The organism is Sunxiuqinia elliptica (genome assembly GCF_900113005.1).
Taxonomy (GTDB): Bacteria; Bacteroidota; Bacteroidia; order Bacteroidales; family Prolixibacteraceae; genus Sunxiuqinia; species Sunxiuqinia elliptica.
This window is the reverse complement of record NZ_FONW01000019.1, coordinates 14,591-27,566: the sequence shown is the minus strand read 5'-3', so window position 1 is coordinate 27,566 and position 12,976 is coordinate 14,591. Positions and strand designations below refer to the sequence as shown.

The following is a 12,976-nucleotide window of genomic DNA, read 5'->3' as shown; positions in this document are numbered from 1 at the left end:
AACATGCGAAAATTGAATACAAGTGAAAAGTTTTTAATCAGTTTCATTATTGTGTTGCTTGTCGCCATCGCATTTAACTGGAAAGACTTTTCAAAGGGAGTTCGGGATGCGTTTCAGCAAACACCTACAGAGGAAACAGCAAAGTAGTACTGAGCCAGTTAGTTGCTGGGAGAAGGGATTTGAAGTCACCTGGGAATGCCAAGTTGAACTTAAAGGAATCTTTTCCAGACAGCTTGCAGAAGCATGAAAAGACATGCTTTTATTGTTAATTTTTTGAACCTCTTATCTGTTTAGATAATGATATAAACGTGTTTTTGCGTAAATTGTCCCGGGCTTAGTACCCGGGATTTTTTTATAATACACAACGAAAACTATGAAGAAGATTGCAATTCAGGGAATCGCCGGTTCCTTTCACGAAGACGCTGCACGAAATTATTTTGGTGATGAAGAGATTGAAGTGGTGGAGTGCAAGTCATTTCAGCGTGTTTGTGAACTGATTGACTCTGATCAAGTTGATATTGCGGTTATGGCTATTGAAAATTCGATTGCCGGAAGCATTATCCAAAACTATTCGCTTATTCGGGATTTTCACTTACGAGTGATTGGTGAAATATATATTCATATTCAAATGAACCTGATGATGTTGCCCGGAGCTAAACCGGAAGACGTTAAAACAATTTATTCACATCCGATCGCTATTCGGCAGTGTACAGAGTACATCGAAAAGTACTATCCCAATGCTACGATCCAGGAAAACCAGGATACAGCGGCTTCAGGAAAATTGTTGGTGCAGCAAAAACTAACCGATGCTGCCGCAATTGGCAACCTGCGTACGGCTGAGCTTTATGGCTTAAATGTGATTGACAAAGGAATTGAAAGTAATAAGAAGAACTACACCCGCTTCTGGATTCTTTCCAAACATGCCAACCACTCCAAGGATAGTAATAAAGCATCAATTTGTTTTGAAGTAGGTCATTATTATGGTGCGCTGGCTAAAGTGTTGAATATCTTTTCGGAGCATCAAATTAACCTGAACCGGATTCTGTCAGTTCCAATTCTTGGAAAACCAAATGAATATACGATTCATGTGGATGTTGAATGGGACAGCATGGAAAATTATGAACATGCCATTCATTTAATTTTGAAAACTGTATCAAGTTTATCTATTTTAGGTGAATATGTTCGGGGCGAACTCGAAATTCAAAATCAGTAAAAAAAACCAGATAGTTATGAGTAAAATAGGATTATTTTTTGGACCTGAAAAAGGGTCAGTACATCGCGTTGCTGAGAAAATTGCAGCAGTAATTGGCGAAGAAAAAGTAGAACTGGTTTCAGTAAATGATGCTTCGGCTGCTGATCTGGAGCAATATGACCAAATCATTTTTGGAATTTCAACCGTTGGAAAAGAAACTTGGGATTCTGACTATTCAAATACCGATTGGAGCAAATTCTTTCCAGAAGTTAGCAAAGCCAATTATGATGGAAAGGTAGTTGCTATTTATGGGTTGGGAGATCACGTGACTTATCCTGATCATTTTGTTAATGCAATTGGTCGTTTGGCCAAAGAACTGAAGACTAAAGACGCCAATATTGTTGGATCGGTCGATCCGGAAGGCTACGAATTTGAGGATTCAGAAGCATTGATAGACGGGCGTTTTATTGGGCTGCCAATTGATGAAGATTTTGAACCGGAACAAACCGATGAACGCATTGCCAACTGGTTGAAGTCCATTCAGAAAGACTTCGGATTCTAGATCAAAAAAACATGATATAATTCAGGTCAGTAAAATGGCCTGAATTTCTTTTAATTTCAGCTGAATCATTTCAAAATAATTTCAATTTTATTCTTTCTGTCAGCTCGAATTTTCGATTTGTAAAACCTGTTCAGAAATACCTCAAAGTTCCTTGGTAAATAGGGAATACTTTGCTTCTTTTAGTGATAGATTCTATTTGTCGGACGGAATCTTTAGAACGTGTTTTTTGTTGAAAACGTGTCGTTTATGGTAATTTTGCTGGCAGGAAAGAGCTCTTGAATCAGGAGAAGACAGATGAAATGAGCTGTGTGGAATTCAATAGCTGCCGATGATGAATAAGAGCATTTCCAAAATTGGAAGCAAGCAAAGCTTAGGCTGATGATGTGCCATAAAAGATTAACAATTTACATAAAATGAAAAAAACACCAATCGATCAACAACTTGTTGACCAAAATATCGCTAAACTGAAGATTGACCATATTGGCCAGGCTTCGATACGCGAAATTGTAGCTTTAGTAAATCTGATTGAAGAAGGTGGTTCCGATAAATTTGTTCGAATGGAAATGGGTGTTCCGGGCTTACCTCCTGCTGCCGTAGGAACGAAGGCCGAGATTGAAGCGCTGGAGTCGGGGGTTGCTTCAAAATACCCGATGATGGATGGAATTAAACCGCTGAAAAACGAAGCCGCCCGTTTTGTAAAATCATTTATGAATGTTGATGTCGAGCCGGCCGGATGTATTCCGACGGTAGGTTCTATGCAAGGAACCTACGCAGCTTTATTGGTTGCCAGCAACGTCCATCCGGAAAAAGATACCGCTTTGTTTATTGACCCGGGATTTCCGGTTCAAAAGCAACAAATGCTGGTTATGGGACACAAATACGAAACCTTTGATGTCTTTAATTATCGGGGGGCAAAACTTCGCGAAAAACTGGAAAGTATATTGGCGAAGGGAAACATCAACTCACTGATTTATTCCAATCCGAATAATCCCAGCTGGATTTGTTTTACTGAAGAAGAACTGCAAACGATTGGTGAATTGGCCGATAAGTATGATGTGATCGTGATGGAGGACCTGGCCTACTTTGCTATGGATTTCCGGAAAGACTTATATACACCGGGGAAACCTCCTTATCAATCCACAGTAGCTCGTTACACCGACAATTATATTCTTTTTATCTCCAGTTCAAAAATCTTTTCATATGCCGGGCAACGCTGCGGTATTATGATAATTTCTGATGCTTTGTACCAGCGGGAATACGAAAACCTGAAGGTACGTTTTCAGAGCAACACTTTTGGAAATACCATTACGCTGAGGGTGTTGTATGCCTTATCTTCAGGAACGAGCCATTCGGCACAGTTTGCTTTGGCAGCCATGTTTAAAGCAGCCAGCGATGGCCAATTTAATTTTGTGGAGGATGTGAAGGAATATGGTGATAAAGCCCGCATCATGAAGGAGCTATTTCAAAAATATGGCTTCTACATTGTATACGAAAAAGACGGGGATGAACTGATTGGAGACGGCTTCTACTTTACAATTGGTTATCCGAAGATGACAGGAGAGGAGCTCTTGGGCAACTTGCTGTATTACGGCATTAGCGCAATTGCTCTGAAAAATACCGGAAGTGAAAAAGAAGGACTACGAGCGTGTGTCTCACATGTCAATCGTAACCAGTTTGACGATTTGGAAACACGGCTAAAACAATTTGCCAAAGATTTCCCTGTTGATTAATTCGATAATAAATGAGCCAAATGAGTGCCTATTCAATGCATGAAACCGATAATTCAACGCTTGCTTTGTTGATGGAATATTTCTCAAAGCAGGAGCGGGTTTCATTGAAGAAAGGTGAAACCTTTTTGGCCTATGATGAACCAAATCAAAAGTTGGGAATCCTGTTGAAAGGGTTGATGTATGCCACTTATGTTGCTGAGAGTGGGCAGGAATGGATTTCGCGCTTTTTCTACACGCCGGACAATGCGGTGTTAAGCAGCCATGATTCCTTTCTTTCAGGCGAAAATTCAACAGAGGCAATCCGGGCCTATGAAGACTCAGAGATTATTTTTATAAGTAAACCCGAATTCGAAAAGCTCTTGGAGAATAGCAGTGAACTACAAAGTTTGGTGCGACGAATGGCGGAAGAAAGTTATGTGAATGCCTTGAAACGAGTGCATATGCTGCAATCGTTGACCGCTTCGCAACGGGTAAAGCAATTTGTAAAAGAACATCGCGATTTGGTTTCTCGGGTACAACGGCAGCATATTGCCTCCTACCTGGGAATTCATCGGAACATTTTTACGCGGATATTAAATAAAATATAGAGCCGTAAGGCATTTAAAAAAAGGTTGAACCGAATATGCAACTTTTGTTGCAAGCTGAAAAATACTGATCGTATAGATTTGTACTGCCGCCAGGCGGGCTGAACCTAAGAGGTGGACGTGCATTAAGATTTGAGAATTAATAAAAAATAAAAACCATGGCAAAAGTAGTAGGTGCAGTTGTTGTTGACACTGAAGAATGCAAAGGTTGCGGCCTTTGTGTTGTTGCTTGTCCTCAGCAGGTCTTAGGACAAAACAAACAGGTAAATAGCCGGGGGTACCATTATTCCTTTATGGAAAACCCTGAGGCGTGTATCGGATGTTCAAACTGTGCAGTGGTTTGTCCGGATACGTGCATTACCGTATACCGCGTTAAGTTATAATTTCTGTAAACATTAAAAGATTCAATAGATGGGAGAATTAAGATTAATGAAAGGTAATGAAGTTATTGCAGAAGCCGCAATTCGTTGTGGATGCGATGGTTACTTCGGTTACCCAATCACCCCACAATCTGAGGTGATGGAAACGTTAATGGTCCGCGAACCCTGGGACGAAACTGGCATGGTGGTGCTTCAGGCTGAAAGTGAAGTTGCCTCAATCAATATGGTTTATGGAGCTGCAGGTAGTGGTAAAAAAGTGATGACATCTTCATCCAGCCCCGGAATCAGCTTAATGGCTGAAGGCATTTCGTACATTGCCGGAGCAGAATTACCTTGTTTAATTGTCAATGTACAGCGTGGAGGCCCTGGTTTAGGAACAATTCAACCATCGCAGGCCGACTACTTTCAAACCACCAAAGGAGGTGGTCATGGTGACTATAAATTAATTGTACTGGCTCCGGCTTCGGTTCAGGAGATGAATGATTTTGTGGAGTTAGGTTTTGAACTGGCCTTTAAATATCGTAATCCAGCCATGATTTTGACGGATGGAGCCATTGGTCAGATGATGGAAAAAGTTGAATTGAGCGATTATAAACCTCGCATGACGGCCGAAGAGTTGGATGCTAAGTGCGGTAGCTGGGCAACCAATGGTAAAAAGGCCGATCGCGATTACAACATCATTACTTCTTTGGAAATGGATTCAGACAAGATGGAAGCTAACAACTTGCGTTTCCAGGAAAAGTATCGTCAGATGGAAGAGGAAGAAGTACGTTACGAAATGATTGATTGCGAGGATGCCGAGTACATTTTGGTTGCTTTTGGATCATCTGCCCGTATTTGCCAAAAATCGGTTGATATCGCTCGAGCAAAAGGATTGAAAGTTGGGCTGTTGCGTCCAATTACCTTGTATCCGTTCCCGAAAAAGCCAATTGCTGAATTAGCTAAAAAGGTAAAAGGCTTTTTGACTGTTGAAATGAATGCCGGACAAATGGTGGAAGACGTGAAGTTGGCCGCTGGATGTGGTAATAGTTCGGTACCTGTTGAGTACTTTGGCCGCATGGGGGGAATTATCCCTACACCGGGTGAAGTTGTTGAAGCATTGGAACAAAAACTAATTGAAGCTTAAAAAGATGGACGTTAAAGATATTATCAAACCCGAAAATTTGGTTTACGAAAAACCAAAATTATTGACAGACAATACGATGCACTACTGTCCAGGTTGTACTCATGGGGTCGTTCATCGTTTGGTTGCCGAAGTCATTGAAGAGCTGGATATTCAGGAAAAAACCATTGGTGTTTCTCCTGTAGGTTGTTCGGTTTTTGCCTACAATTATATCGATATTGATTGGCAAGAAGCTGCTCACGGGCGGGCTCCAGCTGTAGCTACCGGTATAGCACGGGTAAACGAAGATAAAGTGGTTTTCACTTACCAGGGCGATGGCGATTTAGCATCAATCGGTACAGCCGAGATCATGCATGCTTGTAACCGTGGGGAAAACATTGTGGTTATTTTTATCAACAATGCGATTTACGGAATGACCGGAGGACAAATGGCTCCAACGACTTTGCTAGGGCAGGTCACTGCCACTACGCCTTGCGGACGGGATTTGGATCGCAATGGTTACCCATTAAAAATAACTGAGTTGATTTCTCAACTGCCTGGAACTGCATACGTAACCCGCCAGTCTGCACACACTCCAGCTACGGCGCGTAAATGCCGCAAGGCTATTAAAAAGGCTTTCCAAAATGCATTGGATAAGAAAGGAACTTCATTTGTTGAGGTGGTTTCAACCTGTAATTCAGGCTGGCGTTTGAGTCCGGTTGATGCCAATAAATGGATGGAAGAAAATATGTTCCCATTTTTCCCAATGGGAGATATGAAAGATGGCGAACGGGATGCACCGGATGCTTATTTAAAAAAGAACTAAAAAACTGAAATCATGACTGAAGAAATTATCATCGCCGGATTTGGAGGACAAGGAGTTCTGTCCATGGGAAAAATCCTGGCATACTCAGGAGTTATGCAGGATCAGGAAGTAACCTGGTTCCCATCTTATGGCCCCGAAATGCGTGGAGGAACAGCTAACGTTTCTGTAATTATCAGCGATTCACGAATTAGTTCTCCAATTCTTCATGAATTTGATACGGCTATCATTCTGAATCAGCAATCGATGGATAAATTTGAAAAAGCAGTGAAGCCTGGTGGCGTTTTGCTTTTCGACCCCAACGGAATTGTTAACGAACCAACCCGCAAGGATATCAATATTTACAAGATTGAAGGCACAAAGATCGCCGCTGATCTGGGAAATGTGAAAACATTCAATATGGTTGTGCTGGGAGCTTATCTTAAAGCAAAGCCGATCGTAAAAATGGAGAGTATCCGTAAAGGATTGGAAAAATCATTGCCTGAAAGGCACCATAAACTGATTCCGCTGAACCTGGAAGCGATTGAAGCTGGCCAGAGCAAGTTGGAAGAAGTCCATGTCTTATAATCGATAGTTTAAAGTGGTTAGAACAGGTCATTCCCAAAAAGGAATGACCTGTTTTTGTATTGTCCTATGAGGAGGCGTATTTGAGTGTTGAGTTAAACTTGTTCCGTGGAACTTCTCTTGGACTTCCCTTAGTTTACGTCAGGTGGTGGAAGCTCTCCGCTAATGTATTTTCCTACTTGTTGAAGTGTTTTTACATCTATCTCACGGATTTTTCCTTCGTAGTTTGGCCCAATATTAATGGAGAAGATGTTGCCGAATTTTTTAGCTCCTAAATAGTCAGCATAAACTTTCTCTGCCGGAAGGCATAAGTTGTCGTGTTTAGGGAGAGAATAAAACCAAGCGGCTCCACCTTCGTGTGCCGGAAGAATGGGGTAGGTGAATTCTGCTGCTAAATAGCCTTTATAATTGGCCTCGGCGTCTTTGTTGTATTTCGTTGTAGAGGGATCTCCAATTGGACCGGGTGTTCCTCTTTCCCGTAAAGATAGACGTCCGGCGGGTTCACCATGGTTAAAGCCAACAAAACAGTTGGGCTGAAATTGGTGTATCCATTCCACAGTTTCCTGATGATTTAAACCACCATCGCCAACGGCGTGATCCATCCAGAAAAATTCGATGGGGCCATATTGGCTTACCAATTCTTTTAGTTGAGCTTTCTTCATTTCTGGATTGATGCCGATACCTCTTTCCCAGCCTTTACCATCAGCTGCTCCTTCCCAGTTCCAGTCGCTTTCTGAGAAATAGAGAGCCAACTTGATTCCGTATTTGTCGCAGGATTTACGAAGCTTGGCCAGTACATCGATTCCCAGTGGGCTATTGGTAACCTTTTTTTCGCTTGTTTGAGTATCCCATAAGCAAAAGCCGTCGTGATGTTTCGTCAGAAAAAGAATGTACTGCATGCCTGCGTCTTTGGCCAACTTGCACCATTGGTCGGTGTCGCACCCACTGGCCTTAAAATAGCTGGCATCCTTATCCAGGGTGGGAGTCCACTCTTGTCCTGAGAAGGTACTGAATGACCAGCAGATGAACATGCCAAACTCCATCGCTTTTATTTGTTCGGCTCGGGTATTGTCGTCAATCTTTTGGGTGTAGTTGTTTGCCTTGTTTGAAGCGCAACCCAATAGCAAGGATAATGATATAAAAAGTAGTAGCTTGGTTTTCATGAGTTTAAATTTTTATTGATTTTTAGGTTCGTTATTGCTTGACAAATATTTCTATTTCAGCGAAGGAGGCCTGTCCACTTTGTCTGACATCTGATTTCGCAACCAACTTAATAAACCGAGCAGTTTCGGCTGAATCAAACGTGATGATTTGACGAATTGGATTGTTTTCAATGTTGCTGAAAGTTCCCTCTGCTTTTGCTGGTTCCCAGTTTTTTCCATCGCTACTTAGGAAGAAGGCATATTCATAGATGATTCCTTCTTTTTCTCCATCTTGGCGGGGGAGATAGCTAAATCCGTTAAGCTTTAATTTTTGATTCAGATCGATGATCAACTCATTCGAAGCATCGCCTATAAAAAAGGTTTGTGGATTGTTATCAATGGCTTTTTGTGCCTCTTTTAAAACTTGCAGATTTGTGGTGCTAATTTTCCATGCGTCTCTGGCAATCCCAAATTGGTTGATCAGCATGTCTGTTTGAAATCCTGATTCTTCATCTTTGGCGTAGCTGTATACTTTTCCGCCTAAGGATAAATCTACGGGCTCCGAATACTTGGTAAAGTTTGCGGTTGGTGTGCCTTCTTTTAACGCGTAGAAAACGGAAATTCCTTTTTCTTGGTTGAAATGTAGCTTCCCATGAATATCTTGGTGAGCAATAGGGTCTGCAACCAAGCGCGGCGCATTGTAAAATCCCAGGTTGGATAAGGTTAAGCAGGGAGCTTCGGTTTTTAGGGTTATTCTGGCTTTAGATGTTTTCACAGCATCGAAGCGGACGATTCGTTTGTAGCCAACCGTTGTTCCGTTTACAATTTGTCGGTATTCCCCGTTTTCTTCAACCTCCAACGCAAATTCGTGAATTCGTTGTCCCAAGGCAATGCACTCTTGCAGCAGCAAACGGTTAAACGTTACTGGCTTTTGAAAATCGATTTCCAAGGTGGCTTGTTGAACACTGTCTGTTGTTGCCCAATAGGTATCGGAATCTTCATCAAGGCACTTATCGGGCGCAAAGGCCGCTTGTTTGTTCCGGTAATCACTGGCTTGTATGTTGGCTCCCAGAACCAGATTGTCTGCGAACTCGCGGTCAACTTGCTTCTTGAAGTTAAGAAGAGCCTGTGCGTCAATATCCCTGATTTTTCCGGTTGGAGCAATGGCTAATCCGAGGTTCAAAGGACTGCCTCGCCCAATAGATGTATAATATAGGTCCATTAAGTTGGATAAACTGCGTTGTTGGTGACCGGTGTGAAAATACCAGGCTTTAGGCCAAAGCAGTGTCGTATTTACTTCGGCAGGGATCCAGGCTGTGCCGTCAGGATCTCCGGTTCCCAACTTTTTGGTGTATTCGGGACTTGACTCTCCGGGAAATTTCCCATTGGTGGTGATACGGTTCCAATTTGTTTCGCTGCCAATTCCTGCTTCATTTCCTACCCATCGGGTGCCGGGGCCTACATCGCTAAATATAACAGCATTGGGCTGATGGCGCTTAACGATTGAGAATATTTCATCGTATCCATAATAAGACTTGCGATCTATGTTGCGATGCTCGTTGGCTCCTCCATAGTAACCGGTACCTCCATTGGCCCCATCAATCCAGAACTCAAATATCTCACCATAATTGGTCATCAATTCTTCCAGTTGTTTGTAGTAATAGTCAACGTATTCAGGTCGCCCATAGTCAGGATGGTTCCGGTCCCAGGGAGACAGGTAAACGCCAAGTTTCAATCCATACTTTTTGCATGATGCAGCCAAGTCTCCCAAAACGTCTCCCTCTCCATTTTTCCATGGCGTTGATTTGACTGAATAATCGGTGTACTGGCTGGGCCACAGGCAAAAACCATCATGGTGTTTTGCGACTAAAATCAGGCCTTTCATTCCAGCGTCATGGGCAACTTTTGCCCATTGGTCGGTATCCAAATCAGAGGGGTTAAACCGTTGCGTATCAACGTCTCCATAAGCCCATTCTTCTTCAGTATAGGTATTCAGTCCATAACAGATCAAGCTAAAATACTCCATTTGGTGCCAGCTTAATTGTCCTTCAGAAGGAGTGGGGCCGTAGGGCGCTGGAGGTGTTGGCTTTTGCGTACATGCGCTTAGGAAAAGTAGTAAAAATAGATATGTTGTCTTCATCGTTAGCAGGATTTACGTTCTAATATTCTGGGGGTTAAAAGTATTTCTTCCGGTTTTTTATCGTCTGAGTTTATATTTTTTAGTAGAAGTTGTAATGCAGACTCTGCCATTTCTTTGATGGGTTGATCGACCGTGGTTAACTCAGGCTCAATGGCAATTCCCATGGGGTCGTTATCAAAACCGATAACAGCAACATCATCGGGAACTTTATACCCAGCTCCATTCAAGAACTTAATGACACCGATTGCGACATCATCACCAACTCCAAGAATGGCATCAGGCTGGGGAGATAGTTGCATGAGCTTTTTAGCACCTTTAATCCCATCTTCCATGAAAAAGTCGCCATAAATTAGTAGTTCTTCATTAAGGGGCAGCCCATGATCAATGAGTGCCTGCTGGTATCCTTGAAGGCGTTCATGATAAACATTGATATGACTGGAGCCGGTGATAAAAGCAATTCTTTTTCGACCTTTGCCAATCATTTGGCTGACCGCTTGATAGGCTCCGTGGAAGTTATCTGCAACAACCCGGGATAGGCCTGTTTGTGTAGGAGTCCGATCAAAAAAAACAAGGGGGATATCCTCTTCGTTGAAGGCTTTGAAATGGTTGGCTTCAATTGTTTCCTTGGAAATGGAAACAAGGGCTCCGGCAACTCGATTGGCGATAAGGGCTTCGACATTCTTTTTTTCTGTTGCCAGTTTTTCATTGGATTGAAACACCATTACGGCATAATCTTCCTGGTTTGCCTTTTCCGAAAACTCAGCGATAAACTTGGCAAAGAAATGGTGTTGTATGTTGGGAACCAGCAAGCCAATCGTATTGCTTCGTTTGTTCCGAAAACCTTGCGCCAATCGGTTTGGACGATAACCCATTTCGTTTGCTTTGTCCCACACTTTTTTGCGGGTTTCCTCTCGTATTGATTTACTGTTGCGCAGTGCCAATGAAACGGTTGTGTGATGCACGCCTAGTTCTTTAGCAATATCTTTTATGGTAACGTTTTTCTTCATTGTTCTTACAAAAGAATAGTTCTCACGTGAGAATAGCAAGCGAAAAATGAAAATTTATAATGAGGGTCGTTCAATGATGGTCAGCTGAAAACTAAAATAGGGTTGGCGATATTCGCCAACCCTATTCGATCAGGTCTATAAATATTTTAAATCTATCTTTTTTTAAAGTATAGGAGTTCGTCCAAGGCAACATCAAATTCCAGGCTTTTTCCTCCTCTTACAACTTTTCCTGAATGGGTTTCCCATTTTCCTTTTGGCAATTGAACCATACGTTTCCGGGCACCTTTTTCAACAACAGGAGCAACCAGGATATCTTCACCCAACATAAATTGGTCAACAACGTTTACAAAACCCTGATTTGGGAAGTTATATTCCATGGGGCGCATAATGGGTTCGCCAGTTTTTGCAGCTTGCCGGGCTAACGCTAGAATATAGTCTTTGTGTTGCTGGCGAATTTCAATAGATCGGCTAACGGCTTGCAAATGCTCGGCATCCAGCACGCGCCACGGAGCAACCGAGAATTGCATCATCGGCATCAATGCATGGCACTGAGCGGAACGAACGATTAACTCCTGATCAATAATTGCCCCGTCAATAAAGGAAATGTATTGTCCACCACCGATAAGGTCGGGACAAGAGAACGGATAGCCCATAATACCTTCGACCAACATTTGAGGGATCAACATATTCAGGTGTTCCCAGCTGTGATTCTTATCGTGCAAGCGCTCAGCCAGCGGTTGACCTCCCATTTTCCACATCGCCCGGTATTCATTCAATGGGAAATCAAGACCAATTTCTCCATACAGCTTTGAATGGTCGTTGGGAGTGAGTCCGTTTAAGTCTAAATCACCGGTATAAAAGCGGGCATCGCCAGCATCCAGTTTAAAACCATCAACACCATATTCATCAACCAGGCGTTGTAACTCATCACGAAACCATTTTTTAGCATCTGGATTTGACAGGTCCAATACTGCGCTTACGCCATTCCACCAACGAATCATTGCGGTTTGTCCGGACTTGTCTTTGATGAAATAGCCTTTTTTATCTAAAGCACGGTACACATCGCAGTCGGGGCTTACAAAGGGGCACACCCATAACATCACCTTGAAGCCCATATCGTGCAACTCATCCATCATGGCTTTCGGATCGTCGAATCGTCCTTCATGAAAGTTCCACTTGCCATAATCCTCTTGCCAGTTGTCGTCAATCATCAGTACGCCTGCCGGATAGTCGTTGTTTTTGATGGCGTGGGCATACTTCAGAATATCTTTTTGATTCTGGTCATACATGAGCTCAATCCAGGTGTTGTATTGAGGGCTTGTAAATAAAATTTCATCCGGAGTTTTGCCGGAAGGAGGAAAGTAAGTATTGCTGGCATGCAAGTAGGCGCCTTTCAGGTTTTGATGACCATCGGAGTGGATGATTTTGTCCTTGCTGGTTACGGTTAACTGGCCCGACTTGAGGATGATATGCAGAGGAGATTCACTCCAGATAACATCTCCCTGGTCTGAAAGGAGTAGTGGCTGTATCTGGTTGCCAAACCCTTTTCCATAGGTGTTAACATCAATGTCTTTTTGCAAAGGCATCAACTGTCCAAGGCCAATAATTCCGGCCCACCAGTTTCGATCACTGTTGTTTTTGATAATCAGCGTATCCGACGTTTGTCCGATTGAGAAATTGCTTAGTAAAATAAGTAAGCAAATAAGTGAAGTAGTTTTTAATTTGTTCATAGTAATTAGTCGTAGTTTTT

The 12,976-nt window shown here is 42.5% G+C and carries 13 protein-coding genes; 9 read left to right on the top strand and 4 right to left on the bottom strand.

Annotated elements, in window-relative coordinates:
* Nucleotides 1-3 precede the first annotated feature (3 nt).
* From BM156_RS20740 to BM156_RS20120, 9 genes are all read left to right on the top strand, one after another.
* Entirely contained in the window at nt 4-147 is a 144-nt protein-coding gene (locus tag BM156_RS20740) for a hypothetical protein (protein ID WP_166642754.1), read from the top strand.
* A gap of 226 nt (nt 148-373) precedes the next feature.
* Nucleotides 374-1,213 (top strand): prephenate dehydratase, encoded by an 840-nt coding sequence (locus BM156_RS20155; RefSeq protein WP_093921713.1) that lies wholly within the window; start codon nt 374-376, stop codon nt 1,211-1,213.
* 16 nt (nt 1,214-1,229) lie between these two features.
* Complete coding sequence (locus BM156_RS20150) at nt 1,230-1,754, top strand: flavodoxin (RefSeq protein ID WP_170847034.1); 525 nt, start codon at nt 1,230-1,232, stop codon at nt 1,752-1,754.
* A 413-nt stretch (nt 1,755-2,167) separates the two neighbouring features.
* Nucleotides 2,168-3,484, top strand: coding sequence for an aminotransferase class I/II-fold pyridoxal phosphate-dependent enzyme (locus BM156_RS20145; protein ID WP_093921711.1), 1,317 nt, complete (start codon nt 2,168-2,170; stop codon nt 3,482-3,484).
* A 20-nt stretch (nt 3,485-3,504) separates the two neighbouring features.
* Nucleotides 3,505-4,071: a Crp/Fnr family transcriptional regulator gene (locus BM156_RS20140; RefSeq protein WP_170847033.1), complete on the top strand. Its 567-nt coding sequence runs from the start codon at nt 3,505-3,507 to the stop codon at nt 4,069-4,071.
* Nucleotides 4,072-4,226: 155 nt separating this feature from the next.
* A complete protein-coding gene (locus BM156_RS20135) occupies nt 4,227-4,451 on the top strand; it encodes a 4Fe-4S binding protein (protein WP_093921709.1) in 225 nt (74 codons plus the stop codon).
* Nucleotides 4,452-4,479: 28 nt separating this feature from the next.
* Nucleotides 4,480-5,574, top strand: coding sequence for a 3-methyl-2-oxobutanoate dehydrogenase subunit VorB (locus BM156_RS20130; RefSeq protein ID WP_093921708.1), 1,095 nt, complete (start codon nt 4,480-4,482; stop codon nt 5,572-5,574).
* A gap of 4 nt (nt 5,575-5,578) precedes the next feature.
* Nucleotides 5,579-6,376 (top strand): thiamine pyrophosphate-dependent enzyme, encoded by a 798-nt coding sequence (locus BM156_RS20125; protein ID WP_093921707.1) that lies wholly within the window; start codon nt 5,579-5,581, stop codon nt 6,374-6,376.
* Nucleotides 6,377-6,388: 12 nt separating this feature from the next.
* Nucleotides 6,389-6,940, top strand: coding sequence for a 2-oxoacid:acceptor oxidoreductase family protein (locus BM156_RS20120; protein WP_093921706.1), 552 nt, complete (start codon nt 6,389-6,391; stop codon nt 6,938-6,940).
* Nucleotides 6,941-7,068: 128 nt separating this feature from the next.
* Here BM156_RS20120 and BM156_RS20115 read toward each other — a convergent pair whose 3' ends face one another.
* The 4 genes from BM156_RS20115 to BM156_RS20100 form a co-directional block, all read right to left on the bottom strand.
* Nucleotides 7,069-8,100, bottom strand: coding sequence for an alpha-L-fucosidase (locus tag BM156_RS20115; protein WP_093921705.1), 1,032 nt, complete (start codon nt 8,098-8,100; stop codon nt 7,069-7,071).
* Nucleotides 8,101-8,131: 31 nt separating this feature from the next.
* Nucleotides 8,132-10,219, bottom strand: a complete 2,088-nt coding sequence (locus tag BM156_RS20110) for an alpha-L-fucosidase (protein ID WP_093921704.1) — start codon at nt 10,217-10,219, stop codon at nt 8,132-8,134.
* 2 nt (nt 10,220-10,221) lie between these two features.
* Nucleotides 10,222-11,226 (bottom strand): LacI family DNA-binding transcriptional regulator, encoded by a 1,005-nt coding sequence (locus BM156_RS20105; RefSeq protein WP_093921703.1) that lies wholly within the window; start codon nt 11,224-11,226, stop codon nt 10,222-10,224.
* A gap of 152 nt (nt 11,227-11,378) precedes the next feature.
* Complete coding sequence (locus tag BM156_RS20100; protein ID WP_093921702.1) at nt 11,379-12,956, bottom strand: glycoside hydrolase family 31 protein; 1,578 nt, start codon at nt 12,954-12,956, stop codon at nt 11,379-11,381.
* Nucleotides 12,957-12,976 lie beyond the last annotated feature (20 nt).